Here is a 25,327-nt window from a genome sequence, read left to right as displayed (position 1 = left end):
CAGCCAAACAATCCCCGCCGCCGCGGGGATTGTCGTTTATTAGCCAAACTCATCTGCCCTCACCAATCATGAATAACAATGTTATCAATCTGTTGTAAATTGACAGCCTGATGAAGAATATTCATTATCACCTCCACATCCTCTTTTCACGAGACTGCCATGGCCTATCCGCGCAACGTTAATACACCGATTCTCCCGGCGTTGCCCGTTGGCGGTTTGGCGGCGGTTACATCGAAGAAACAGACGCTCATTTGACCGGGGCGAGCTGTCCCGTCAGATGAGCTGACTGGATGGCCTGCAATGCCCCGCCTTCAATTTTCTCATCTGGCTTCTCTGTCGGTCACACAGAAGGAATATTTTATGGCCTCATTTTCGGGTATTTGGGTAGCGATGGTTACCCCTTTCAATCAAGATGCCGTCGATCTGCCGGCGGTTAAACGCCTGGCGCGGCACCTGCTCGACGCCGGCATCGACGGCCTGGTGGTCTGCGGCTCTACCGGTGAAGCCGCCGCGCTGAGCAAGGAAGAACAGCTGGCGGTGCTCGACGCCGTGCTGGAGGTGGCGCCCGCCCATCAGGTGGTGATGGGCCTTTCCGGCAATAACATGGCCGCCACGCTGCAGATGCAGCAAGCCATTCAACTGCGCGACATCGCCGGCGTGCTGATCCCGGCGCCTTACTACATCCGCCCTTCGCAATGCGGCCTGATAGACTATTTCACCCAGTTGGCCGACGCCTCCACCGTGCCGGTGATCCTGTACAACATTCCGCAGCGCACCGGCATCGCCATGGAGCTGGCCACGCTGCGCCGGCTCGCACGTCACCCGCGCATCACCGCCATCAAGGATTGCGGCGGCAACCCTGACGCCACCATGGCGCTGATCGCCGACGGCGAAATCGATGTGATGACCGGGGAAGACAATCTGATCCTCACCACGCTGTGCCTCGGCGGCACCGGCGCCATCTCCGCCGCCGCGCATGTTCACCCGGAACGTTTCGTCCAGCTGGTGCAGCAAGTCGCCGCCGGCGATCTGGCCGCGGCGCGCAGCAACTTCTATGAGCTGTTGCCGATGATCCACCAGATGTTCAGCTTCCCGAATCCGGCGCCGGTCAAGACCGTGCTGGCCCAACAGGGGCTGATCGCCAACGAACTGCGCTCGCCGATGCAGGTGGCGCCGCAGGCACTGCAGCAGCAGATCGCCGCGACGCTGGCGCAGCTGCAGCCCGCCGAGGCGATAGTCGGTTAAATTTGTTAGCTAAGCCGCTGTAATTTTGGCGCTATGGGACTACGATGAGAGGTTAAGCATGCCCGTCATTCGTCATCAACAAGGAGCTTCCGATGAAACTGTTCTATAAAGCCGGCGCCTGTTCGCTGTCCCCGCATATCGTGTTGCGTGAGGCAGGGCTGGATTTTACGGCGGAGAAGGTCGATCTGGCGCAGAAGAAAACCGAGAGCGGCGCCGATTACCTCGCCATCAACCCCAAGGGACAGGTACCGGCGCTGCTGCTGGATGACGGCAGCCTGCTGACTGAAGGCGTGGCGATCGTGCAATACCTGGCGGACCGCGTGCCGGACCGCAACCTGATCCCGGCGGCGGGCACCCTGTCGCGCTACCACGCGATCGAATGGCTGAACTACATCGCCACCGAGCTGCACAAAGGGTTCAGCCCGCTGTTCAACCCGAAGACGCCCGAGGAATATAAAACCATCGCGCGCGCCAGGCTGGAGCAGCAGTTCAGCTATCTGGATTCGGTGCTGGCGAAGCAGCACTTCCTGTTGGGAAGCCGTTTCAGCGTGGCCGACGCCTACCTGTTCACCGTGCTGCGCTGGGCATTCGCCCTGCAGTTCGATGTGCGCAAGCACGCCCATCTGGCGGCCTGGTTCGATCGCGTTGCGGCGCGCCCGGCGGTAGATGCGGCGCTGAACGCCGAAGGATTGAAGTAAGGTTCAGCCCCGGCGGCTCTCGCCGGGGCCCGATGCCGCTTACAGTTTTACCGCACTGAACTCGCTGCGCGGCTGCACGATCCGATCCTGTGCCGCCACCACCTGCAATTCATACTCGCCCATCGCCTGCGTGGTCAGCATCACCTCATACACGGCGGCGGTCACGTGCTCCAGCGCTTTATCCAGCGCCTCGCCCTTCAGCAGATCCACCAGCAGCAGACCACTGGTCAAATCGCCGACGCCCACCGGCTGACGCGCCCCGAAGTCCACCAGCGGCCGGCTAATGTGCCAGGCTTCGTCCGCCGTCACCAGCAGCATTTCGAAACAGTCGGTGTGATAGCCGGCACGGGCCAGGTGCTTGACCAGCACCAATCGCGGCCCCTTGGCGATCAGCGATCGAGCGGCCTGCACCGCGTCGTCCACGTTGGCGACGGCCATCTGGCTCAGCATTTCCAGCTCCAGCAGGTTCGGCGCCACCATGTCGCTGCACGGCAACGCCTGACGGCAGTGAAACTCGGCCACCCCCGGCGCCACGATGCAGCCCTTTTCAGGATGTCCCATCACCGGATCGCAGAAATACCAGGCGTTCGGATTCGCCTGCTTAACCTGACGCACGATCGCCAGAATATGGTCACCCTGCTCCGGCGAACCGATATAACCGCTCAGCACCGCATCACAGCGTTTCAGCTGATCGATATTGGCGATGCCCTGCGCGATCTCGCTCAGGTGGCTGGCCGGCATGACGCAGCCGGTCCACTGACCGTATTGCGTATGGTTGGAGAACTGCACCGTGTTCAGCGGCCAGACGTTGACGCCCATGCGGCGCATCGGAAACTCCGCCGCACTGTTGCCGGCGTGACCAAACACCACGTGCGACTGGATAGAAAGAATGTTTTTCATCGGAACAACTGACCTCGCCATGCCGTGTGCATCAGCCCGCGGCGAAATGAAAATGGGTGCATAACGCGAAAACGTCATGCCGGCGCTGTTAAAAACAAGAAATGAGAGGAATTTTTATGCTTTCGACGGCGGCGTATTGTAGCGAAAAGTCCGATTCAAAAAAAGCCGAGAACCGCCATGCAAGGCCTCTGCGACCTGAAAATCCGGGATCTTCCCACGGCCGCTGAATTGCATTTCGACGACGATAGACTTTACTTACTTGCCAATGTTGTTTTTTCACGACGCCATGGAGAATGCCATGAGTTTATTAAAACTACAGCAAGACGTTGCCATTCTATTCTACGCCACGCTGGGCAAAAAATCCGACGTTAACGCCCTGATCTATTTCGCTAAACAACTTGAAAAAGGGACTTATAATCAAAGCGAACTGGCGGATCTCTTCATTCGTTCTGCGGATGGCCGACATCGCTATGATAACCTGAACACCGCCGACAAGGTGAAGTCTCTCTATCACAACGCCAGCGGCATTTCCCCCAGCCCAGACACTGTGGCGCAGTGGGTAAAACAGATCGATGACGGCAAATCGCTCGGCCAGTTGACGCAAGAACTCATCACCCAGCTCAGCGGTTATTCCGGGCCGGATAAAACAACCCTGGCACAACAGCAACACATTGAGAACACCATAGCGACCACTCTCTATCCCGCCTTTGTGCTGGCAGCAGAACATGCCCCGGCGGCGGCGGACATTCAGGGCATCTATTATGTACTCGGCAGCATGATTGATGCCACAGCGGTAAATTACTGGGGCAGCGTCCTCGCCGGCGGCCACCAAACCGCCGCACAGATAGCGACCTATTTCACCACCGTCAAACCCTATATCACGTCGCTTAGCCATGAAGACTTCGTGAAGAGAATATTTTTTAAAGCGTTCGGCAACCAGGCCAGCGCCGACGAGGTGCAAAAATATGTCGCGGGCTTGAACGTCGGCAGCGAAACCCGTGGCGAAGTCATCATGCGTGTGATAACGGATATTCGAGCAGACACTCAGCATGAAACGGCCAAAAGTCATTTTCTGGCTGCCACCCATGTCTATGCACCTGGCGAGCGCCCCGATTTACTCTATGGCGAAACCGTGATGTCCTTTTACCTGACGGTGGCCGGCGTTTCCGCCGACGCGACCGCACTTGACACCTTTAGCCGTTTGCTCGCCAGCGGGACGTCTTCCGTCGAGCTGTTGAAAATGCTGGCCAACGCCCGCCAATTCCAGGGAGCGGACAGCTACGAGAAAATCTACGCTTCGCTGTATCACGAAAATTTGAGCCCGGCGCTCTCACAGGCCTTGTTGCTGAAGGCCGGCAATGATAAATATCAAGCCAGCGTGTTGGTCATCGAGTCATTCCGCCAGGGGATTTCCCCACTCGACGGCGCGCGTGAACCTCATCCGGCAGATGTCGCCGCCTATCAACTCAGCATCGCCAACTCGCTGAATTACAAACCCTTCGCCGAATTATCGCTCTCCACCGACGGCGTATTGAGTGGTTCGGTGAACACCGGCAGTCAACATCCGTTAAGCCCGGCGGAGTTGGCCGTTCTGACGCACGTCTTTCTGAATGTGAATGCCTCGGTTGACGTTGATTTCAGCCATTCAATCAAATTGCAGGAAGTGACCTTGCAGGGGAATATGCCCACTGACGCCATTGCACTCAACTCATTGAAAAATAAGATATTCTCTTTGCGACTCAATCTGGACGAGAACCCTTACTTCAAGATGACAGAAAAGATTGCATTTGGTACCGAACGTGATGCGGTAATGATTTCCGATAAATTCGATCTCGCCAATGCCAAAATGGATCTTCTTTTTGGCGCAGGGGGCGCCAGCCTGCTCTGGAATGGCAATGGCGTTAACCACGGTGCCAACAGGGTCAGCACGACGTTCACCGCACAGAACGCTTTTGATGCGGATGGCGTCATTTCCGCCAACCTGATCTTGAAGGATATTTATCTGACCTCGACGGCAAGTGGCGACACCGAAGGCGTAATCAAAACGAACATTAACCAGTTTCAATTCTTTCCTCAGATCGATCTTGCGGGTTATCGCGGCACAGGAAATATTTATCTTGATGGGAAATGGATCGCGACAGAAGGCGCAAACATTTTCGATTATGGCGTAATCAATCAAACAGCCAGTATTTATAACGACAGCATCCCAACTGTAGCCCATTTACAACAGGCTCCCCATGCCCAGAAAAGCGGTGACGGGTATTACTGGACGGGCAACCAGGGATTAACACTTTCAGGTTTCGCCGATAATGTGCATGTTATCAACCTGCCGGTCTTCAACACGCTGCCCTTTCTCGCCATAAACGGCAACGCCGGAGCGCAAAGCAAACTTCATCTGGAGTTGGCGCCGGTCGCCGCACCAACAGAAGACCCCTTCGGGCCCTGGGGCGTCAGTATCGGCAACCGTGCCATCGAGCACCTGGAAGCCGGGACATTGAGCTTCACCAGCCATTTCCTTGGTCGGCAACCAGCGGAAGAACTTCGCTTATATGCCAACGGTTCAAAATTCGCTGCAGTCACTCTGGCAGGCGCAAACGCGATTGAAACAATACGCATAGGCGGTATAAGCAAATTGCAGGTGACGGTAAAAGCAGACTTTGGCAGTAGCCTCAAAAGTATTGTTATTGAACCGACATTCAATCCCGGCCATGAAATCATCCCACGTGTCGAAGCGGACCTGAGGATGGAAAAAGGCGGTAGTGGCGGCGGTGAGTTCTATAAGCTACTCACCTCGTTGACGCATCACAGCGCCTTCGACAGCGTCATTGAGGCATTAGCCGGTGAACAACTCACTATCGACTATACCAACAGCCAGACATTAACGCTAAAAGGCAACACCACGTTGAACCCATTGACCATGGCCAATGAGTATGCACACGACAGCAAAATCAACTTTGAGCACAGCACAATCGATGACATGGTCACCATCAATACCCTCACCCCTACGGATACCCTCACCGTCGGCGACCCGCATCGTTCTTGGGTCTTCAACGCCAAGTCATCAGGCGAGATCGTCATTTACGGTGAACTGAGCCAAACGGAACAGGTCAACGCGTTGTTTGACTCACTGGCTGTCAGCCCCAGCGATTCCGCGCAGGACATATTTAACCAGGCCCTGACGAAAATAACGCATGGCAACGGTGAAGCCCTATTGCAAAGCGTCGGTGTGGTTAAGCTAGGTAATAATGCTTATATTATTATTGACAATAATAACAACCAAAAACTTGATTCTCAGGATATTATTTTCTCGCTAGGCAATAAAGACATCCACGATATCACGACCCATCTTCATTATCAGGCGCCAGTCATCACGCTTGCCGGCAACACCGCCGCACCCGCAACGGAATTAGCCATGGCCTGATGGTCATTAGCGGCCGCCTCGCGTCGTGGGTGGCCGCACTTTCAACAAATACAGAATTTCCTTAGGTTCACTCGCATTGCAATCAGGCTGTTTTGGGCTGTACTTGTCGATGCCTCGCACTTATTTTAACAACACACAGGGAAATATCATGAGCCTACTGACCTTGCAACAAGGTGTAGCCAAGCTGTTCTATGCCACATTGGGCAAAAAAGCCGATGATGACGCGTTGAATTATTTCGCCAAAAAACTGGAGAAAGGCGATTACACGCAAAGTGAATTAGCCAATATGTTTATTCGTTCGCAAGACGGGCAACATCGCTACGATGGCCTGACCACCAGCCAAAAAATACAATACATCTATCAGAATACCACCGGCGCACAGCCGGATGCCTTGACGCTGAACGCGCTCACCACGCAGGTCAACGCGGGAAAATCTCTCGGCAACCTGACGACTGAGTTGATCGCCAACGTCATAAACTACACGGGCAACGATGCCGGACTGCAAGCTCAACAACAGCATTTGCAGACGATCGTCAACACCACGCTGTATCCTTCAGAGCTGGTGCAACCGTCACAGCTCTCTGCAGCAGCAGATGTACAAGGTCTCTATTATCTGCTCGGTAGCATGACCCATTCCGCCGCCGTCCAATACTGGAGCGACCTGCTGGTTAGCGGCAAGAAAAATACCGTCGACATCGCCAATGCATTCATCGCCACGAAAAGCTATATCCATTCACTCAGCAACGACGATTTTGTCAGGAAAATATTTTCGACGGGGTTTGGTAAAAGCGCCAGTGAGAGTGACCTGCAAAAATACGTGACGGGATTGAACGATCACAGTGAAACACGCGGTGATGTCATAGTGCGCATGATGGATGACATCAGAAATGACGCCGCCGCCACCACCGCCAAGCAAAACTTCACGGCGGCAACTCATGTCTATGGACCAGGTGAATTACCGCCGCCCGTTTATACCGAAGCGGTGATGGCGCTGTACCTGACGGTTGCCGGAACCGCCGCTGACGCCACTGCGCTCGATACCTTTAGCCGTTTGTTGGCCAGCGGCACCTCTCACAGCGATCTGCTTAAAATGTTGTCAAGCGCCTACCAATTCCGCAACGCCGGAGATTATCAAAAGATTTACCTCAAACTCTATGGCCAGCCACTCGACAGCGCTTCAGCGCAGGCTATCCTGCTGAAGGCCGGCAACGACAATATCAAGGCTTCCTCGCTGATTATCGATGCCTTCCGCGAAGGCAAATTCCCACTGGATAATCACCCCTACCCGCCCCAGGCCAGTCTGCTGAAAAACTTCGATATAAAATTGGGCGATGCATTGGGCTATCAACGGGACTTCAACGGAACGTTCAGCCTGTCAGATAGCGGTAAACTGGTGGCCAGCATTAATGGCAGAGGGGATCATGAGGTCACCAATGCCGAGATAGTCACGTTGAGTCAGATCAACCTCAACGTCAATACGCCCACGAACCTTGATGTGACAGCCTTGAAGAATGTTAATTCCATCGTGCTGTCCGGTCTCTATGCTACGAACACCATGGTGCTCTCTTCCCTGGGCAATAAATTCGTTTCTCTGCGCCTCAACGATGCCAATATCGCCAATGCGGATGCCGCTTTACCCATCAGCTTTTTAAACGTCGTGGTTGAAGGAAGCAGCAGCCTGAACAATGCCCATACCAGCCTGATGGCGAAAAACTTGCTCTGGGCCGGCAATGGCGTCAACGGCGGCGCCAACCATATCGGCAGCCATTTTTTGGCAGAGGCTAAATCCGCGAGTTCGTCCACTATCACAATGCTGTCAGCTAACTTCATTACCAAATCAGTTTATCTGACCACAAATCAGCTCGGTAATCTCGACGGCAGTATCGTCAGCAACGTCAACCAATTCAGATATTTTGACTATATCGATCTGACTCACTACAAAGGAACCGGCGACATTTATCTCGACGGAAAATGGGTTGCCAGCGAAGGCAGCAAGGTCTTCGACTTTGGTCTTTTCAGCCAAAATGCCGGCATCCACAACGCGGCTTACGCCAACGTATCCTCCCTCACCCAAGCCGAGTTGCCCCTGAGCAACGGCAACGGTTATACCGGCCACGCCGGTGGGATTATTTCGGCTTATTCCGGCGACCTGACACTGCTTAACGTCAGCAATGACTCGTTCAAACTGGCCGGCGGTCTGACAAGCAACAGCCATATTCATATTCATGATACCCGGCAAAGCGATACCCGCTTTACGTTGGAATTCACCAAAGACAGCGGCAAGTTCTTCGATTTGGATATGGGCACGTTCAGCTTTACCTCTGACCATAAACAAACGCTGGAAGTCTATATGGGCAGCAACGCAGAAATGGTGCAAAACCGCACCATGACGCTCAGCGGCGGGGATAACTCAATTTCCGACCTGCTACTGACCGGTGCGATGTATGCCGGCGATCAAGCACTGGTGCTCAACCTCACCGTCGCGGCGGATTTCAGCGATAATCTGCAAACCATTCGCGGAAACGACTACATCGATCGCCGCTTTTATTCGGATATGAAGCTGCAGTTAGTGGCGGAGAAAGGCGGCACCGGTGGCGGCAGCTTCTACAACACATTGAACTCCTTGGCCAACAAAGACGATTTCAGCACTGTCATCAACGAATTGAACGGGCATCAACTGACCATTGACGATACCGGCCTGACGGTGTTGAAAGCACAGGTAAAAGGTAATACCACGGTGGACTCGGCACGGACACTCTCCTTCAGCGACAGTAAAATAGATGACATGGTCACCTTGAACGTCGGCTATCAGAATAGCGTGATCAATGTCGGTGATGCCGCCAGCCAATGGGTCTTCTCCAAGGCCGGCGATAAAACCGCCACGCTGTATGGCAGCGCGACCAGCGCCACCGAACTGCAGGCGGCGTTTAGCGGTCTGACGGGCGCCAACAACGCCCAGGCGCTGTTCTCGCAGGTTCTGGCGAAAATGACCAACGGCGCCAGCACCCACCAGTTGGCGGAAGTCGGTTTGCTGAAACTGGATAAATCGGTCTATGTCATCGTGGATAAAAATCATAACCAGACGTTTGACGCCGATGATGTGGTGTTCTCGATCGGCAATCAGGATCCCTATCTGGCCGCCGTCTCTCTGCACTACCATGCGCCGGCCGTCACCGTGAACGGTCTTGCGGCCGAAAATTCGCCGTCGGAGGCGTTTGCCTAATCTTCATCCGCGCCATGCGAAAAAAAAGCCCGGGGAGACCCCCGGGCTTTTCATGTCATGTAGCCTGACGCTTACTGCCAGTCCACCAGGCAGTAGTGTTTCTTGCCGCGGCGCAGCAGCGTGTAACGGCCAAACAGACGGTCCGCATCGCTGAAGCGGTATTCGGCATCCGACTGTTTCTCGCCGTTGATGGTCACCGCGTTGGAACCGATCATGGTGCGCGCCTGGCCACGTGACGGCACCAGTTCGGCATTCACCAGCGCCTGCTGCAGATCGGCGTCGCGCTCAAGTTTGATGGTCGGCATGCCGTCCTGCGCCAGCTGGGCGAAGTCCGCTTCGGTCATGTCATGCAGCGCGCCGGAGAACAGGCTCTGGGTGATGCGCTTGGCGGCCGCCAGGCCTTCCGCACCGTGCACCATGCCGGTCACTTCTTCCGCCAGCACGTACTGGGCGCGCGGCGCCTTGCCGCTGTTCTTGTCTTCTTCTTCCAGCGCGTTGATCTCTTCCAGGCTCATGAAGGTGAAGAACTTCAGGAAGCGGTAAACGTCGGCGTCGGCGGTGTTGATCCAGAACTGGTAGAACTTGTACGGGCTGGTTTTTTCCGGCGCCAGCCAGACCGCGCCGCCTTCGGTTTTACCGAACTTGGTGCCGTCCGCCTTGGTGATCAATGGCACGGTCAGGCCGAACACCTGCTTCTGATGCTGACGACGCGTCAGATCGATACCCGAGGTGATGTTGCCCCACTGATCGGAACCGCCGATCTGCAGCTCCACCTGGTGGCGGTTGTACAGCTCGGAGAAATCGAAGCCCTGCAGCAGGTTGTAGGAGAACTCGGTGAAGGAGATGCCGGAGTCGTCGCGATTCAGGCGCTGCTTGACCGCTTCCTTGTTGATCATCTGGTTGACGGAGAAGTGCTTGCCGATATCACGCAGGAAGGTCAGCACGTTCATGCCGCCGAACCAGTCGTAGTTGTTGGCCGCGATAGCGCTGTTGCTGCCGCAGTCGAAATCGAGGAACGGGGAAACCTGTTTACGGATCTTCTCCACCCACTCATTCACCGTATCGGTGGTGTTCAGCTTGCGCTCCGCCGCTTTGAAGCTCGGATCGCCGATGAGGCCAGTGGCGCCGCCCACCAGCGCTACCGGTTTGTGGCCGGCCAGCTGGAAGCGCTTCAGGCACAACAGAGGAACCAGATGGCCCAAATGCAAGCTGTCAGCGGTCGGATCGAAACCGCAATACAGTGCAATTGGCCCTTGCGCCAGTCGCTCCGCTAACGCTTCCTCATCCGTAACCTGGGCAACGAGGCCCCGCTCTTGCAGTTGTTTAATCAAGTTGCTGCTTGCCATCAATGACTCCATGTATAAACGAATGCACCTTTGCCGGTACACGGCCTTTCGCCCAGTGGCGAAATAAAAATTCAGGGTAGCGCATAGAATAAAGCGCCGGCGGCGTCAGCACCAGCGCTTAGAGGGGGATTTTACGTCTTCAAGGTGCCAGTCGGTCAATTTTCCAGTCATTCCCGTCCCGCTGATACAGGAAACGGTCATGCAGGCGGTGGGCGCCGCCCTGCCAGAACTCGACGGAGTCGAATTTCACGCGGAATCCGCCCCAGAAACTCGGCAACGGCACCTCGCCCTGCTGGAACTTTTGCTTCAACTCGAGGAATTTGCTTTCCAGCACGCCGCGCGCGGAAATGCGTGACGACTGCTGCGACACCCAGGCGCCGATTTGGCTGTCCTTCGGCCGGCTATGGAAATACTTCAGCACTTCGAGGGTCGACAGGCGCTCCGCCTGACCGAGAAAAATCACCTGACGATCGAGCATGTGCCAGGGGAACAGCAGGCTGATATGCGGGTTTTGCGCCAGCTGCTGCGCCTTGCGGCTGCCGAGGTTGGTGTAAAACACCAACCCCTGCTCATCGAAATGCTTGAGCAGCACGATGCGCTGATACGGCTGGCCGCGTTCGTCGACGGTGGCGACGCACATGGCGGTCGGATCGGCCAGGCGCGCGTCGCAGGCCTGTTTCAGCCAGCGCTCGAACAGCTCGAGCGGATTGGCGGTCAGATCGTTGCGGCGCAGGCCGCCTCGGGTATATTCACGGCGCAGGTCCGCAACATCAAACTCATTCTTTTCAATCATCTGGGTTATCGACCAACTGAAAAATCCGTCGTTACATTCTGCGCCTGCGGCGCCAGGAACTCAATCGCTCCGACGCCGCCGCTGACCGTCACTCCGTCAACACGCAGTCGCTCATGACTACCTTGCCGTTGCGCTCAAGATAGGCATTGCGGTCTTTCGACCAAAAAGTGTATTTGCCGTCGCTGTATTTGGCGCCGGTCAACGCCAGCACCTGCTTGAGATGCAGCTGCTCGCCATCCATCAGCAGGCTGACTTCGCTCGCCTTGCCGTCGAGCGCCACCGTCAACGGCGTGGTGCCGCACTGGTAGTGCATCGTCTGGCTGCTCTGCGGCAGGATGTAGCTGCAGCCGGACAGCGCCAGCGCGCCGGCGACGAAAATGACTTTTTTCATGCTGTTGCTCCTTAGAAAAATCCTTCACAGGCTATCCTAACAGAGCTAGCGCCCCCCGAATGGCAAAACCGGATAAATCCCACCCAGCACCGTTTCACGGCTGGCGCCGGTCACCGAAGGCAGGTTGCCGGCCTGTCCGGACAGCGTGCGAAACGCCAGCCAGGCGAAGGCCAGCGCCTCCATGTCGTCGCCGCTGACGCCGCAATCATCGGTCAGGCCGACCTCGGTGCCCGGCAGCAGCGCCGACAGGCGCGCCATCAGCAGCGTGTTGCGCGCCCCGCCGCCGCAGACCAGCAGTCGCTCACACCCGCCGGCCAGCTGCACCTGTTCGCTGATGCTGACGGCGGTCAGCTCCGTCAGCGTGGCCTGCACGTCGACCGGCGCAATCGCCGGTAATCCGGCCAACTGACGCTCCAGCCAGGCGATGTTGAAATACTCGCGGCCGGTGCTTTTCGGCGCAGGCAGCGCGAAGTAAGGGTCCGCCAGCATCTGCTGCAACAGCGGCAAACAGACGCGCCCCTGCATGGCCCAGCCGCCGTCCTGATCGTAAGGTTGCGCGCGGTGGCGCCAGATCCAGGCGTCCATCAGCAGGTTGCCCGGCCCAGTGTCGAAACCGCGCACCGGCGCACCGGGCAACAGCAGAGAGAGGTTGGCGATGCCGCCGATGTTCAGCACCATACGCCGCTCGACGGGATGCCCCAGCAGCGCCTGATGAAACGCCGGCACCAGCGGCGCGCCCTGCCCGCCGTAAGCCATGTCGCGCCGGCGGAAATCGCCGACGGTGGTGATATTGGTCAGTGCGGCGATGCGGTTGTTGTCGCCGAGCTGCATGGAGAAACGCGCGTCGCCTTCCGGTTCGTGCCATACCGTCTGGCCATGGCAGCCGATGGCGGTGATATGATCCGCGTCGATGCCGGTTTGCTTCAGCAGGCCGAGCACCGCCTCGCCAAACAGCGTGCCCAGCTGTGCGTCCAACCGGCCGACCGCGGCCAGCGTGGTTTGCTGCCCCTGGCACATTCCCAGGATCTCTTTTTTCAGCGCGATCGGCATCGGATGGCTATAGCTGGCCTGCTGCGCCACCATGCGATCGTCAATCGCGGCCAATACCACATCGATTCCGTCCAGACTGGTGCCGGACATGACGCCTATATAGCGGCCTGACTTCATAGCAACATCCTCTAACCCGCACGGTAAGCAAATTTTATCCTGACAAATAAACCAGAATTGACGAATTAACGCCATGAATTATGATGCTTTTTTTACGCGCCGTGAGCCAGGTGCGTCGCTGTGGCACATTTTATGTGTTAAACCGTGCGTTAACCGGCAACGGAATGTCGGTGAGGCTGTCATAAAGGTAAACCGCGGTTTATTATTGGTTGAACAGAGAAAAGTTAAGCTGCGTGCAGCGATGAGGCATGGCGCTGTATCAACTTTCCGCCATACTTTGTCTATCATTTTCACTGAATCTTGCCTGGTGAGCATTGCCAGGTTATGGACTACTACCATCAGGAGTTTTATATGATCAAGCGTCTTCTCGTCGTTGCCGTCGCCGCCGTTACGTTGGCTGGGTGTGCCAATGAATCCATGTCCGGCGATGTCTACTCGTCCTCGCAGGCCAAGCAGGTGCAGAACGTCACTTACGGGACGCTGGTTTCCGTGCGTCCGGTTAAAATTCAGGGCGGCGAAGGCTCCAACGCCTTGGGGATGATCGGCGGCGCGGTAATTGGTGGGCTGTTGGGCAACACCGTTGGCGGCGGCACCGGCCGTACGCTGGCTACCGCGGCGGGCGCTATCGCCGGCGGCGCGGCGGGCAACAGCATCGGTGAAGTGGCCGGTCGTACCTCAGGCTACGAGCTGGAAATCAAAACCGACCAGAAAGAGAACATCGTCGTGGTGCAGAAAGCAGGCGACACCAAGTTCAGCCCGGGTCAGCGCGTGCGCATGGCGCGCATGGGCGACACCATCACCGTCTCTCCGCTGTAAGTCAGCAGGCGGCACACGGCAAACCGGAGGCAATCGCCTCCGGTTTTATTTCTGATGCTGTGAAACTGTAATCGTAGAAAAATAAGAATATTATTATTTGTTCTGCAGTTCGGTGATATTTTGTTCTAACTTGCCAATCAGCCCTACCAACAGATGCACTTCGTCGGCGGTAATGCCGCTTAAAATCTCACTGCGCGTAGATGTGATCACACTGTCGACTTCCCTGATGATCGGATCGGCCGCTTCGGTCAGCTTGATGCGCTTCGCGCGGCGATCGTTGGCACAGGTGTGACGCGTGATAAGCCCCTTCTCCTCCAGTTGGTCCAGCGTGCGAACCAGTGACGGTTGCTCGATACCGATCGCCTTGGCCAGCTGGATTTGCGACTGCTCCGGCGGCAAGCGATTGATATTGTGCAACGTAACCCAATGCGTTTGGGTCAGCTCCAACGGCTTGAGCCGATGATCGATGAGCGCTCGCCAAACACGAACCAATCGTGCTAAATCTGAACCTAATGTTGACTCCACTTACCCCTCCTTATAATTAGCATGCTAACATTACCTCCCAGAGCTTAGACTATTTTGGGTAACTCACATTAAAAACACAAATGTATATAATGTATATTGTGGAAATAACCACTATTTTTAGCCGCTATTGTTTAATCGTTATGCAAATATTCAACATATTCACCCGTAGGGATTGTTAATGTGAATACATCATGGTTACACGCCTCATCGCCCTTACCCGATTTGGTCCTGGGGGCATCGCTTTATTTTCCACCCATATTTAAAGCTTTTTTGCTAGGACTGGTCTTATGGTTGCTGATTCATCAGCTGCTCAGGGACTGGATGTATTCCGGTGAAATCTGGCACCCCATGTTGATGGACCTGTCCATTTTCGTCCTGACCGTCAGCGGTTCCTTATGGATTTTAGCGAGTTGGTAACCCATGCAGCATAAAACATTAAAATACTTTTCTACGGTGATCGTCTGCGCCATTGCCGTCTGCGCCGGTTGGTGGCTCTGGAATTATTATATGCAATCCCCATGGACCCGTGACGGAAAAGTGCGCGCAGAACTCGTCAATATCACCCCTGAGGTTTCTGGAAGATTAGAGAAAATAAGTGCGAATGACAATCAATTCGTACCTGCGGGAAGTCTGATTTTTACCCTCGACCCGGTGCCTTATCAGATCGCGCTGGACAATGCCGAGGCCGCGGTGGCAAAAGCGCAATCGGATCTGGCCAAGGCGGACCACGAAGCCGCCCGACGCCGCGGGTTGCCGCGCAACGTTATTTCCGCTGAAGATTTGGATGAGTCCAATTTAGCCGCTCAGGCAATGAAGGCCGCCTATAAAGCCGCCCTGGCCAACCTGGAACAGGCCAAATGGAATTTGAGCAAAACTAAAATTTACGCGCCGACCGACGGTTATATCACCAATCTGCAGGCGCGGGTCGGGAACTACGCCAACGCCGGCACGCCTTTGGTCGCGCTGGTGGATGTCCATTCGTTTTATGTACTCGGTTATTTCGAAGAAACCAAGCTGAAACATATAAAAGAAGGCAATAAAGCCGATATTGTCTTATATAACGGCAACACCCCGTTGCAGGGGGAAGTAGAGAGTATCGGCCGCGCCATTTACGATCAGAGCGTTGACAGCAACAACGATCTATTAATGGATGTTAAGCCCAATGTTCCCTGGGTGCGTTTGGCTCAGCGCGTGCCGGTGCGGATAAAATTGCTCAACGTGCCCGCCGATTTGACGCTGGTTGCCGGCACCACCTGCACCATTTCGATTCATCAGCGGAACTAAAGTGTGACCCTGCCCTTTCTGGAGTGGAGCCGTACCCCCTGGGGTAAAGCGACCGGCGGCCAATGGCGCTATGCGCTGCGCAACTCGCTGGCGATGTGTCTGGCGCTGTGGGTGGCGTTCGTGCTCGAGCTCGACGAACCTTATTGGGCGCTCACCTCCGCCGCGGTGGTCAGCTTCCCCACCATCGGCGGCGTGATCAGCAAAAGCATCGGCCGCATCTTCGGCAGCCTGGTGGGCGCCGCCGCCTCGGTGGCGATCGCCGGCCACTGCCTGAACGATCCCTGGCTGTTCACGCTGTTCATCGCCGCCTGGATCGGGCTATGCACCTATATCTCCAACCATTATCAAAACAACGTTTCCTACGCGTTCGCGCTGGCGGGCTATACCGCCGCCATCATCGCCTTCGGTACGGTCAACGTCACCGATACCCAGCAGATCTTCGATATCGCCCAGGCGCGGGTTTGCGAAGTGATCACCGGCATTCTGTGCGGCGGGCTGATGATGATGATCCTGCCCAGCACCTCCGACGGCGAAGCCTTGCTGACTTCGCTGCGGCGCATGCAGCAGCGGCTGCTGGAGCACGCCGCCATGCTGTGGCAGCCGGAGGTCACCGCACAGATGCGCACCTCGCACGAAGGGGTTATCGGCCAGATCCTGACCATGAACCTGCTGCGCATTCAGGCGTTTTGGAGCCACTACCGCCTGCGGCGGCAAAATAACCTGCTCAACTATCTGCTGCACCAGCAGCTGCGCATTACCAGCGTCATTTCCAGCCTGCGCCGCATGCTGCTGAACTGGCCGGATCGTCCCGCCAATCTGATGCCGGTGCTGACGCAACTGCTGGATGAATTGCGCGATCCCGCCACCGATAAATATCGCTTGGCGCGCCTGCTCCAGCAGATCGCCCCGCAAGATGCAGCGAACTACCGCCATCGCGCCTTCTGGCTGCGTTTGCGTGATTTCTGCTGGCTTTATCTGCGCTGCAACCGCTGGCTGCAGCGATTGGAAAGCGCCACGGCGGTCAGCGATCTCCAGCCGCCGCGCGTCACCTCGCTGGCGCGCCATACCGACAGCTACGAAGCCGCCTATAACGGCCTGCGCACCTTTTTATGCATCGTGATCGGCTGCGCCTACTGGATCAACACGCAGTGGGACGCCGGCAGCGCGGCGCTGACGCTCACCGCCATCAGCTGCGTGCTCTACTCCTCCACGCCTTCGCCGATCAACAGCGTCAGCACCTTGCTCAAGGCGGTGCTGCTGCTCTCGGTCGCCTGCTTCGTGGTGAAATTCGGTTTGATGATCCAGATTGACGATTTCTGGGTGTTCTGCGCCTTCCTGTTCCCGATCCTGGTGACCATGCAGATGCTCAAACTGCAGAATCCGCCTTATGCCGCGCTTTGGGGGCAGCTGATCGTCTTTATGGGCTCATTTCTGACCGTCAGCAATCCGCCGAGCTATGACTACCAGTCCTTTATCAATGACAACATCGGTAAAATTGTCGGTGTGCTGTTGGCCGGGCTGGCGTTTCAGATCCTGCGCCCCAGCTCGGACAAGCGAAAGAGCCGCCGTATTATCCGCGCGCTGCGCCGCGACTTTATCGATCAGTTGAGCAAAAAGCCGCAGCAAAGCGAAAGCCAGTTTGAATCGCTGATCTACCATCGCATCAGCCAGCTCAATCAAAGTCAGGATCAGGAGGCGCGCACCTGGTTGCTGCGCTGGGGCGTGGTGCTGCTCAACTGCAGCCACATCGTCTGGCAGCTGCGCGACTGGCAAACCCGCTCAGATCCGCTGTCGGCGGTGCGCAACGTCTGTATCCACTGCCTGCGCGGCATCATGACGGAGAAAGGCGTGCAGCACAGTTCGCTGGACGCCACGCTGCAAGAACTGCTGCGCATGAGCAACGCCCTGGCGCACCACCCGGAACAGGCGGCGCGCGATCTGGCCGGCCTGATTTGGCGGCTCTACTGCTCGCTGCAGCAATTGCAACAGGCCATTGGCCAGCCCGCCGCCACAGCGGCCGTCAGCGGCGGATGATCACTTGATCACGCCGCAGGCGAAGCGCTCACCGCCCCCGCCGAGCGGCAGCGGATGATCCGAGTGATTATCGCCGCCGGCATGCACCATCAGCGCCTTGCCCTCAATTTCACTGATTTTTTTCAGCCGCGGCGCCAACACCGGATCGTTCGCCATGCCGTCGGCGGTCACATAGATGGCCGGCAAATCGCCCAGATGCCCGTCGGCATACGGCCCGAGGTGTTTCCCGGTTTTTTGCGGATCAAAATGCCCGCCGGCCGCCAGCGCCGCCACCGCCTTGCCGTCCTTCATGCCCGGCTCGCAGCTGCCTTTCTCATGCACATGGAAACCGTGCACCCCGGCCGGCAAGGCTTTCAGGCTCGGCGTGAACAGTAAGCCGTAAGGCGTTTCGCTGATGGCCACTTTGCCGATATCCTGACCGATGCTCTGCCCGGTCACCAGGTTCATCTCAACGTCGACCGTCGCCGCCTGAGCGGCCCCGCAGGCCATCAGGCCAAGCGCCGCATACCAATAACGTTTCATCAATCAGTCTCCTTAATGACTATATCGAGTTATCAGTATAGGAGAGCCAGCGCCAGCACTGTTAACCAACGCACAATCTCGCCAATTTGATTCGCGGGCCTAATATTTAGCACCAATAATAATTCTACCGATGTTGGTCCTCTGACCAGCTGTCGTTCGGCTAACGTTGTTTCCCTGTTTCCACCGCCGACGCGCGAGAGTTCACTTCCCGGCCAGGCGGCATACTTCATAAGGAACTGATATGGGCATCTTTAGCTATAAGGATCTGGACGAAAACGCGTCAAAGGCGCTGTTTTCCGACGCCTTGGCCATCTCTACCTACGCTTACCACAATATCGATAACGGCTTCGATGAAGGCTATCACCAGACCGGTTTCGGCCTCGGTCTGCCGCTGACGCTGATCACGGCGCTCATCGGCAGCACCCAGTCGCAGGGCGGCCTGCCCGGTCTTCCCTGGAACCCCGATTCCGAACAGGCCGCGCAGGACGCGGTGAACAATGCCGGCTGGTCAGTGATCGACGCCGCGCAGTTGGGTTACGCCGGCAAAACCGATGCGCGCGGCACCTACTACGGCGAAACCGCCGGTTACACCACCGCTCAGGCCGAGGTGCTGGGCAAATATGACAGCGAAGGCAATCTCACCGCCATTGGCATCTCATTTCGCGGTACCAGCGGCCCGCGCGAGTCGCTGATCGGCGATACCATCGGCGATGTGATTAACGATCTGTTGGCCGGGTTCGGGCCGAAAGGCTATGCCGACGGCTATACGCTGAAGGCCTTCGGCAATTTGCTGGGGGACGTGGCGAAATTCGCGCAGGCCCACGGGCTGAGCGGCGAAGACGTGGTGATCAGCGGCCACAGCCTCGGCGGGCTGGCGGTCAACAGCATGGCGGCGCAGAGCGACGCCAACTGGGGCGGCTTCTACGCGCAGTCCAACTATATCGCCTTCGCCTCGCCGACCCAGTACGAAGCCGGCGGCAAGGTGATCAACATCGGCTATGAGAACGATCCGGTGTTTCGCGCGCTCGACGGCACCTCGCTGACCCTGCCGTCATTGGGCGTTCACGATGCGCCGCATACCTCCGCCACCAACAATATCGTCAACTTCAACGACCACTACGCGTCGGACGCCTGGAATCTATTGCCGTTCTCCATTCTCAACATTCCGACCTGGCTATCCCACCTGCCGTTCTTCTATCAGGATGGCCTGATGCGGGTGCTGAACTCCGAGTTTTATTCGCTGACCGACAAAGACTCGACCATCATCGTCTCCAACCTGTCGAACATCACGCGCGGCAGTACCTGGGTGGAAGATCTGAACCGCAACGCGGAAACGCACAGCGGGCCGACGTTTATCATCGGCAGCGACGGCAATGATTTGATCAAGGGCGGCAAAGGCAACGACTATCTCGAGGGCCGCGACGGTGACGATATCTTCCGCGACGCCGGCGGCTATAACCTGATCGCCGGCGGCAAAGGCCACAATATCTTCGATACCCAGCAGGCGTTGAAAAACACCGAGGTCGCCTACGACGGCAATACGCTTTACCTGCGCGACGCCAAAGGCGGCATTACGCTGGCGGACGACATCAGCACCCTGCGCAGCAAAGAAACCTCCTGGCTGATTTTCAGCAAAGAGGTGGATCATCAGGTGACCGCCGCCGGATTGAAATCGGATTCGGGCCTCAAAGCCTATGCGGCTGCCACCACCGGCGGCGACGGCGATGACGTCCTGCAGGCTCGCAGCCACGACGCCTGGCTGTTCGGCAATGCCGGCAACGATACGCTGATCGGCCATGCCGGCGGCAACCTGACCTTCGTCGGCGGCAGCGGCGATGACATCCTGAAGGGGGTCGGCAACGGCAATACCTTCCTGTTCAGCGGCGATTTCGGCCGCGACCAGCTGTATGGTTTCAACGCCACCGACAAACTGGTATTTATCGGCACCGAGGGCGCCAGCGGGAATATCCGCGACTATGCCACGCAGCAAAACGACGATCTGGTGCTGGCCTTCGGCCACAGCCAGGTCACGCTGATCGGCGTCTCGCTCGATCATTTCAACCCCGATCAGGTGGTGTTGGCCTAAAGAGCGACGTAAAAAAAGCCGGGCGCTTTCGCCGCCCGGCTTTCCTCTTTCTACCCCCGTCTCAGGGCACGTCATACCCCAACGCCGCCTTGCGAATGCGGAACCACTGCTGGCGATTCAGCGCCAGTTTCTGCGCCTTCAACGCCGAACGCACCCGCTCGATCTTGCCGGAGCCGATAATCGGCAGCGGCGAAGACGGCAGGCGCATCACCCAGGCATAAACCACCTGTTCAATGGTCTCGGCGCCGATCTCTTGCGCCACCCGCTGCAGCTCGTCGCGCAGCGGCTGGAACTCGGCGTCGTTGAACAAGCGGCCGCCGCCCAGGCAGGACCAGGCCATCGGTTTGATGCGCAGCTGCTGGCACTGGTCGAGCGTGCCGTCCAGGATCGCCGGTTGGTGAATCGGCGAGATTTCCACCTGATTGGTGACCAGAGAGAACGGCAGACGCGACTGCAGCAGTTGGAACTGCGCGGGCGTAAAGTTAGAGACGCCGAAATGGCGCACCTTGCCGCTTTTGTGCAGCGCGACAAAGGCTTCGGCCACGTCGTCAGCGTCCATCAACGGATCCGGGCGGTGGATCAGCAACAGGTCGAGGTAGTCGGTATGCAGATGGCGCAGCGAGTGTTCCGCGCTCTGTACGATATGATCGCGATCGGTGATGTAGTGGCCGATCGGGTTGCCGGGCTTGGCGGTGGTGGCGATGCCGCACTTGCTCACCAGCTCCAGCGACTGCCGCAACGCGGGCTTCAAGCGCAGCGCGTCGCCGAATGCCTGCTCGCAGGCATAACCACCGTAGATATCTGCGTGATCGACGGTGGTGACGCCCAGTTCGACATGCTGTTCGATAAACGTCAGCAGCTGCTGCGGCGACATGCCCCACTCCATCAACCGCCAGTAACCGCAAATCATACGAGAAAATTCAGGCCCCTGCGGCGCGAGACGAATGCGTTCTACCATTGCGAAAACCTCATGACATTAGTTGTCAGCCAGCATACACAAGCCGGTGAGGCGCAGGGAAGCGCAAAGGCGCATGAACGTGCGGCAGATCAGGAAAGGGTCAAAACAGCGAAGGCTGTTCCGGCAGCGGCTCGTCGGGGGCTTTGTTGGCGCGCTGCAGGCGCAGGAAACGTTGGCGACACAGACGCAGCACTTCGCGCTTTTGCGCGTCGCTCATGCTCATCCAGCCGAACCGCTCCTCGCGGCTGCGCAGGCAGCCACGGCAGAAACCGCGATCGTCGGCCTGGCAAATGCCGCGACACGGGCTGGGGATGTCGAAAAATTCAAGCTGCTGTGCCACGGGCCCTCCTGCATTCTCCTGCTAATTGAAGACGTCATCGCCGCCGCTGGCAAGTCCCTTTTCGCCATTGCGGCGAAAATAGTCGCGCAAATAGCGCAGCGCCTGGCGGCTTTTCTCCGGCATAGTGCGTTCCAGCGTCAGCGCGTGCAGCCGCAGCGGCGCCGGCCGCCACTCCGGCAACAGCAGCAACAGCTCACCGCGCTGCAGCTCGTCGCCAATTTCATACAGCGGCTGAACGGAAATGCCCAGGCCGGCGCGGGTAAAGGCGCGCATCACGTTCATGCTCTCGCTGACGATCTGCCCCTCCGCCAGCCGCAGCTTGACCTGCTGGCCGGATTGATGCAGCAAATCCAGATGGGCCCCGCTGTAGCCGCTGGAGATCCAGCGGTGCTGCACCAAATCCTGCGGCTTTTCCGGCACCCCATGCTGGCTGAGGTAACGCGGCGCCGCGCACAGCACCATCGGCCACGCCGTCAGCGGGTGAGCGATCATATTGGCGTCCGCCAGTTGACGATTGGCGCGCAGCGCAATGTCGACCCGCTGTTCTATCATGTCGACGATGCGATCGTCCGCCAGCACCCGCAGCGTCAGCTTGGGATGCGCCTGCAACAGCGGCGCCAGCGCCTCCGCCAACGAGCGGCCGCCGATGCCGACCGGAGTGGCGATGCGCAGCTCGCCCACCAGCGTGTCCCGCAGTTCCGCCAGCCGCTGCTCCGCCTGCTGCGCCTGTTGCAACATCGCCTCGCAGCCGGGATAAAACGCCGCCCCCGCCTCGGTCAACGCCAGACGGCGGGTGGAGCGGTGCAACAGCGGCACCCCGAGCGCCTTCTCCAGCGAGCGCATATGCTGACTGACCGCCGACGGCGTCATGCCCAGCCGCCGCGCCGCACCGGCCAACGATCCCTCCGCCACCACGGTGGCGAACACCGCCATTCGATTGAGTTTATCCACGATTATGAAGTTTTACTTAATCAAGAAAGCATGAATATGGCACTAATCACGGCTATTGTTAAGGACTAGAGTAGATCCCACGCAGCAGGCACATCGGCCTGCCTTACGATACTGACCCATCCCTGAAGGAGCATACAGATGAAAGTAGCCATTATTGGAGCAACCGGTTTTGTTGGCCGCCGTGTGGTGGATGAAGCGCTGGCTCGCGGCATTCAGGTAACGGCGATCGCCCGTCAGAAAAAAGATTTGCCGGACCACGCCAATCTGACCGTCGCGCTGGGCGACGTCGCCGATACCGCCTGGCTGGCGGGGCAGTTGCACGGTCAGGATGCGGTGATCAGCGCCTACAATCCCGGCTGGGGTGAAGACAACCTGTATGAGAAGACTGCGCGCGGCGCCCAGCAGATCCTTACCGCGGTCGAGCAGGCAGGCGTCAAGCGCCTGTTGGTGGTGGGCGGCGCAGGCAGCCTGGAAGTGGCGCCGGGCGTTGAACTGGTGGATACGCCGCAATTCCCGGAAAATATCCGCCCCGGCGCGCAGGCGGTGCGCGATCTGCGCAATAAACTGCGCAACGAATCAGCGCTCGACTGGACCTATCTCTCTCCGGCCGCCCTGCTGGAACCGGGCAAACGCACCGGCCAGTTCCGCCTCGGCACCACGCAGCTGCTGATGAACGGCGACGCGCCGGCCAGCATTTCGGTGGAAGATCTGGCGGTGGCTATCGTCGATGAGATTGAAAAACCTCAGTTTATTCGCGCCCAATTCACCGCCGCCTACTAATTCCCCTCACCGCCAGGCCACCGGCCTGGCGTTTTCCCGCGTTCGCCGCCGCCAGTATTCTGAATTTCTAAGGTTTTCTTAAGTTTCATCCGGTAGATTTCAAGGCATTATCTACTCTCAGGATCCAGATTTGGCAATGTGGTTACGTCAACGCTTACAGTGCAACAGCCTCGGTTTTATCCTCGCCACCGCCCTGTTCTTCACTCTGTTCCAAAACGCGTTATTCCTGCATCGCGCCTGGTCGTATATCACCTTCGATAGCGTCCACAGCGTGATATTCGCCGCCAGCATGCCGGTGGTGATCTTCTGTGCGCTGAATATTATCTTCAGCGTGTTGACCGTGCCCTACCTGCGCAAACCACTGATCGTCTTTTTCTTGCTCGGCAGCGCCGCAGCCAACTATTTCATGTACAGCTATGGCGTGGTGATCGACGGCAACATGATGCAAAACGCCTTTGAAACCAACACCCACGAAGCGACGGCGTTGCTGACGCCGCGCATGGGGCTGTGGCTGGCGCTACTCGGCGTCCTGCCGGCGGCGGCGGTTTGCTTCACCCATATTCGCCAGACCCGCCCCTGGTGGTACATGGTTGGGTTGCGCGCCGCCAACGTCATGCTGTCGTTGGTGGTGATCCTGATCATCGCCGCGCTGTTCTACAAAGACTACGCTTCGCTGATCCGCAACAATAAAAGCGTGGTGAAGATGTTAACGCCTTCCAACTTCGTCGCCGGCACCATCAAGTTTACCGAGCAGCGCTACTTCACGCGCAATCTGCCGCTGGTGATGATCGGTGAAGACGCGCGCAAAGGGCCGCTGATCGCCGGACAGGCCAAGAAAACGCTGGTGATCCTGGTGGTAGGCGAAACCGCCCGCGCCGAAAACTTCTCTCTCGGGGGCTACGATCGCGAGACCAACCCGCGCCTCAAGCAGGACAACGTGGTCTATTTCAAGAACGCCAGCTCTTGCGGCACCGAAACGGCGATCTCCGTCCCCTGCATGTTCTCCAACATGCCGCGCAAAGCGTACGACGCAACTCAGGCGACGCACCAGGAAGGCATGCTCGACGTGCTGGCGCATGCCGGCGTCAACGTGCTGTGGCGCGATAACGACGGCGGCTGCAAAGGCGCCTGCGATCGGGTGCCGCACATCGACATGACCAAACTGAAACTGCCGCAGGACTGTGACGGCGAAGTTTGCATGGACAATGTGCTGTTGTACAAACTGAACGACTACATCAATAGCCTGAAAGACGACGGCGTGATCGTGTTGCACCAGATGGGCAGCCACGGCCCGGCTTATTACCGCCGCAGCACGCCGCAGTTCCAGACGTTTTCGCCGACCTGCAACAGCAATCAGATCCAGGATTGCAGCCATGAACAGCTGGTGAACACCTACGACAACTCGATCCTGTATACCGACGCGATGCTAGATGCCACCATCAAGCTGCTGCAGCAGTATGACGACCGGTTCAATACCGCGCTGGTCTACCTGTCCGATCACGGCGAATCGCTGGGAGAAAACGGCATGTATCTGCACGGCACGCCTTATGTCTTCGCGCCGAGCCAGCAAACTCACGTGCCATTCCTGATGTGGATGTCGGCCGACTATCAGCGCAATTTCGGCATCGATCGCCAGTGCCTGAGCGCGCTGGCGGAAAAGGACGACGTCTCGCAGGACAATCTGTTCCACACCCTGTTGGGCATGCTGAATGTGCAGACGCGTGAATATCAATCCCAGTTGGATATTCTGCAACGCTGCCGCAACGCGGCGTAAGCGCTTAACTTCCGCGTGCCGCTGAGGCACAATGCTTGAGACCAACCGGCGTTTTGTGCGCCGGTTTTTTTAT

The 25,327-nt window shown here is 57.6% G+C and carries 21 protein-coding genes; 11 read left to right on the top strand and 10 right to left on the bottom strand.

All coding sequences use genetic code 11. The features are described 5' to 3' along the window. The first annotated feature begins 360 nt into the window (after window positions 1–360). Window positions 361–1,245: a 4-hydroxy-tetrahydrodipicolinate synthase gene (gene dapA / locus ACMGG9_RS10375; RefSeq protein WP_042784387.1), complete on the top strand. Its 885-nt coding sequence runs from the start codon at window positions 361–363 to the stop codon at window positions 1,243–1,245. Between the two features lie 92 nt (window positions 1,246–1,337). Beyond that, window positions 1,338–1,943, top strand: a complete 606-nt coding sequence (gene gstA / locus ACMGG9_RS10370; RefSeq protein WP_025302671.1) for a glutathione transferase GstA — start codon at window positions 1,338–1,340, stop codon at window positions 1,941–1,943. Window positions 1,944–1,982: 39 nt separating this feature from the next. On the opposite strand, the gene pdxY is transcribed toward gstA, so the two are convergent. Further along, window positions 1,983–2,843 carry a pyridoxal kinase PdxY gene (gene pdxY, locus ACMGG9_RS10365; RefSeq protein WP_033652591.1) on the bottom strand — a complete coding sequence of 287 codons (861 nt, stop codon included), beginning with the start codon at window positions 2,841–2,843 and terminating at the stop codon, window positions 1,983–1,985. Between the two features lie 298 nt (window positions 2,844–3,141). Here pdxY and ACMGG9_RS10360 point away from each other — a divergent pair, with 298 nt between their 5' ends. Both ACMGG9_RS10360 and ACMGG9_RS10355 read left to right on the top strand, forming a co-directional pair. Then, window positions 3,142–6,264 (top strand): hypothetical protein, encoded by a 3,123-nt coding sequence (locus ACMGG9_RS10360; protein WP_033652606.1) that lies wholly within the window; start codon window positions 3,142–3,144, stop codon window positions 6,262–6,264. A 148-nt stretch (window positions 6,265–6,412) separates the two neighbouring features. Then, window positions 6,413–9,487, top strand: coding sequence for a DUF4214 domain-containing protein (locus ACMGG9_RS10355; protein ID WP_187048843.1), 3,075 nt, complete (start codon window positions 6,413–6,415; stop codon window positions 9,485–9,487). Window positions 9,488–9,558: 71 nt separating this feature from the next. On the opposite strand, the gene tyrS is transcribed toward ACMGG9_RS10355, so the two are convergent. The 4 genes from tyrS to anmK form a co-directional block, all read right to left on the bottom strand. Further along, a complete protein-coding gene (gene tyrS, locus ACMGG9_RS10350; protein WP_033642931.1) occupies window positions 9,559–10,833 on the bottom strand; it encodes a tyrosine--tRNA ligase in 1,275 nt (424 codons plus the stop codon). A 139-nt stretch (window positions 10,834–10,972) separates the two neighbouring features. Continuing rightward, window positions 10,973–11,626, bottom strand: a complete 654-nt coding sequence (gene pdxH / locus ACMGG9_RS10345) for a pyridoxamine 5'-phosphate oxidase (RefSeq protein WP_033642930.1) — start codon at window positions 11,624–11,626, stop codon at window positions 10,973–10,975. Between the two features lie 88 nt (window positions 11,627–11,714). Then, window positions 11,715–12,017 (bottom strand): MliC family protein, encoded by a 303-nt coding sequence (locus tag ACMGG9_RS10340; RefSeq protein WP_004931294.1) that lies wholly within the window; start codon window positions 12,015–12,017, stop codon window positions 11,715–11,717. A 45-nt stretch (window positions 12,018–12,062) separates the two neighbouring features. Then, complete coding sequence (gene anmK, locus ACMGG9_RS10335; protein WP_213586982.1) at window positions 12,063–13,184, bottom strand: anhydro-N-acetylmuramic acid kinase; 1,122 nt, start codon at window positions 13,182–13,184, stop codon at window positions 12,063–12,065. 351 nt (window positions 13,185–13,535) lie between these two features. Here anmK and ACMGG9_RS10330 point away from each other — a divergent pair, with 351 nt between their 5' ends. Next, entirely contained in the window at window positions 13,536–14,000 is a 465-nt protein-coding gene (locus ACMGG9_RS10330) for a glycine zipper 2TM domain-containing protein (RefSeq protein WP_025159710.1), read from the top strand. A 93-nt stretch (window positions 14,001–14,093) separates the two neighbouring features. On the opposite strand, the gene slyA is transcribed toward ACMGG9_RS10330, so the two are convergent. Beyond that, window positions 14,094–14,525 carry a transcriptional regulator SlyA gene (gene slyA, locus ACMGG9_RS10325; protein WP_004931301.1) on the bottom strand — a complete coding sequence of 144 codons (432 nt, stop codon included), beginning with the start codon at window positions 14,523–14,525 and terminating at the stop codon, window positions 14,094–14,096. A gap of 180 nt (window positions 14,526–14,705) precedes the next feature. Here slyA and ACMGG9_RS10320 point away from each other — a divergent pair, with 180 nt between their 5' ends. The 3 genes from ACMGG9_RS10320 to ACMGG9_RS10310 are packed head-to-tail and all read left to right on the top strand — an operon-like array spanning window position 14,706 to window position 17,843. Beyond that, window positions 14,706–14,942 (top strand): DUF1656 domain-containing protein, encoded by a 237-nt coding sequence (locus ACMGG9_RS10320; protein ID WP_025159708.1) that lies wholly within the window; start codon window positions 14,706–14,708, stop codon window positions 14,940–14,942. A gap of 3 nt (window positions 14,943–14,945) precedes the next feature. After that, a complete protein-coding gene (locus ACMGG9_RS10315; RefSeq protein ID WP_015377735.1) occupies window positions 14,946–15,809 on the top strand; it encodes an HlyD family secretion protein in 864 nt (287 codons plus the stop codon). Window positions 15,810–15,812: 3 nt separating this feature from the next. Continuing rightward, window positions 15,813–17,843, top strand: a complete 2,031-nt coding sequence (locus ACMGG9_RS10310; RefSeq protein ID WP_414162140.1) for an FUSC family protein — start codon at window positions 15,813–15,815, stop codon at window positions 17,841–17,843. Here ACMGG9_RS10310 and sodC read toward each other — a convergent pair whose 3' ends face one another. Then, window positions 17,844–18,365, bottom strand: a complete 522-nt coding sequence (gene sodC, locus ACMGG9_RS10305) for a superoxide dismutase [Cu-Zn] SodC (protein ID WP_414162139.1) — start codon at window positions 18,363–18,365, stop codon at window positions 17,844–17,846. A gap of 241 nt (window positions 18,366–18,606) precedes the next feature. Here sodC and ACMGG9_RS10300 point away from each other — a divergent pair, with 241 nt between their 5' ends. Next, window positions 18,607–20,451: a polyurethanase gene (locus ACMGG9_RS10300; protein ID WP_414162138.1), complete on the top strand. Its 1,845-nt coding sequence runs from the start codon at window positions 18,607–18,609 to the stop codon at window positions 20,449–20,451. A 61-nt stretch (window positions 20,452–20,512) separates the two neighbouring features. On the opposite strand, the gene ACMGG9_RS10295 is transcribed toward ACMGG9_RS10300, so the two are convergent. The 3 genes from ACMGG9_RS10295 to ACMGG9_RS10285 form a co-directional block, all read right to left on the bottom strand. After that, on the bottom strand, window positions 20,513–21,409 hold the full coding sequence (locus tag ACMGG9_RS10295; RefSeq protein ID WP_033652596.1) for an aldo/keto reductase: 897 nt from the start codon (window positions 21,407–21,409) through the stop codon (window positions 20,513–20,515). Window positions 21,410–21,509: 100 nt separating this feature from the next. Continuing rightward, a complete protein-coding gene (locus tag ACMGG9_RS10290) occupies window positions 21,510–21,749 on the bottom strand; it encodes a DUF1289 domain-containing protein (protein WP_019455980.1) in 240 nt (79 codons plus the stop codon). Between the two features lie 21 nt (window positions 21,750–21,770). Continuing rightward, the gene (locus ACMGG9_RS10285) at window positions 21,771–22,700 is read right to left on the bottom strand and encodes a LysR substrate-binding domain-containing protein (RefSeq protein ID WP_187174031.1); all 930 of its coding nucleotides are present in this window, start codon (window positions 22,698–22,700) and stop codon (window positions 21,771–21,773) included. 138 nt (window positions 22,701–22,838) lie between these two features. Here ACMGG9_RS10285 and ACMGG9_RS10280 point away from each other — a divergent pair, with 138 nt between their 5' ends. Together ACMGG9_RS10280 and eptA are read left to right on the top strand one after the other, a co-directional pair. Beyond that, window positions 22,839–23,480, top strand: coding sequence for an NAD(P)-dependent oxidoreductase (locus ACMGG9_RS10280; protein ID WP_033652597.1), 642 nt, complete (start codon window positions 22,839–22,841; stop codon window positions 23,478–23,480). 136 nt (window positions 23,481–23,616) lie between these two features. Then, complete coding sequence (gene eptA / locus ACMGG9_RS10275; RefSeq protein WP_147880576.1) at window positions 23,617–25,254, top strand: phosphoethanolamine transferase EptA; 1,638 nt, start codon at window positions 23,617–23,619, stop codon at window positions 25,252–25,254. Window positions 25,255–25,327 lie beyond the last annotated feature (73 nt).

The sequence above is a fragment of the Serratia sp. BNK-10 genome (assembly GCF_047456065.1).
Classification (GTDB): Bacteria; Pseudomonadota; Gammaproteobacteria; order Enterobacterales; family Enterobacteriaceae; genus Serratia; species Serratia ureilytica.
Note: the sequence above shows the minus strand (reverse complement) of the source record. Positions and strands in the feature narration are given on the sequence as shown.

Bases quoted from the DNA above. Each gene is read 5' to 3' on its own strand.
- dapA (WP_042784387.1), top strand. From the start codon at position 361: ATGGCCTCATTTTCGGGTATTTGGGTAGCGATGGTTACCCCTTTCAAT.
- gstA (WP_025302671.1), top strand. From the start codon at position 1,338: ATGAAACTGTTCTATAAAGCCGGCGCCTGTTCGCTGTCCCCGCATATC.
- pdxY (WP_033652591.1), bottom strand. From the start codon at position 2,843: ATGAAAAACATTCTTTCTATCCAGTCGCACGTGGTGTTTGGTCACGCC.
- ACMGG9_RS10360 (WP_033652606.1), top strand. From the start codon at position 3,142: ATGAGTTTATTAAAACTACAGCAAGACGTTGCCATTCTATTCTACGCC.
- ACMGG9_RS10355 (WP_187048843.1), top strand. From the start codon at position 6,413: ATGAGCCTACTGACCTTGCAACAAGGTGTAGCCAAGCTGTTCTATGCC.
- tyrS (WP_033642931.1), bottom strand. From the start codon at position 10,833: ATGGCAAGCAGCAACTTGATTAAACAACTGCAAGAGCGGGGCCTCGTT.
- pdxH (WP_033642930.1), bottom strand. From the start codon at position 11,626: ATGATTGAAAAGAATGAGTTTGATGTTGCGGACCTGCGCCGTGAATAT.
- ACMGG9_RS10340 (WP_004931294.1), bottom strand. From the start codon at position 12,017: ATGAAAAAAGTCATTTTCGTCGCCGGCGCGCTGGCGCTGTCCGGCTGC.
- anmK (WP_213586982.1), bottom strand. From the start codon at position 13,184: ATGAAGTCAGGCCGCTATATAGGCGTCATGTCCGGCACCAGTCTGGAC.
- ACMGG9_RS10330 (WP_025159710.1), top strand. From the start codon at position 13,536: ATGATCAAGCGTCTTCTCGTCGTTGCCGTCGCCGCCGTTACGTTGGCT.
- ACMGG9_RS10315 (WP_015377735.1), top strand. From the start codon at position 14,946: ATGCAGCATAAAACATTAAAATACTTTTCTACGGTGATCGTCTGCGCC.
- sodC (WP_414162139.1), bottom strand. From the start codon at position 18,365: ATGAAACGTTATTGGTATGCGGCGCTTGGCCTGATGGCCTGCGGGGCC.
- ACMGG9_RS10300 (WP_414162138.1), top strand. From the start codon at position 18,607: ATGGGCATCTTTAGCTATAAGGATCTGGACGAAAACGCGTCAAAGGCG.
- ACMGG9_RS10295 (WP_033652596.1), bottom strand. From the start codon at position 21,409: ATGGTAGAACGCATTCGTCTCGCGCCGCAGGGGCCTGAATTTTCTCGT.
- ACMGG9_RS10280 (WP_033652597.1), top strand. From the start codon at position 22,839: ATGAAAGTAGCCATTATTGGAGCAACCGGTTTTGTTGGCCGCCGTGTG.
- eptA (WP_147880576.1), top strand. From the start codon at position 23,617: ATGTGGTTACGTCAACGCTTACAGTGCAACAGCCTCGGTTTTATCCTC.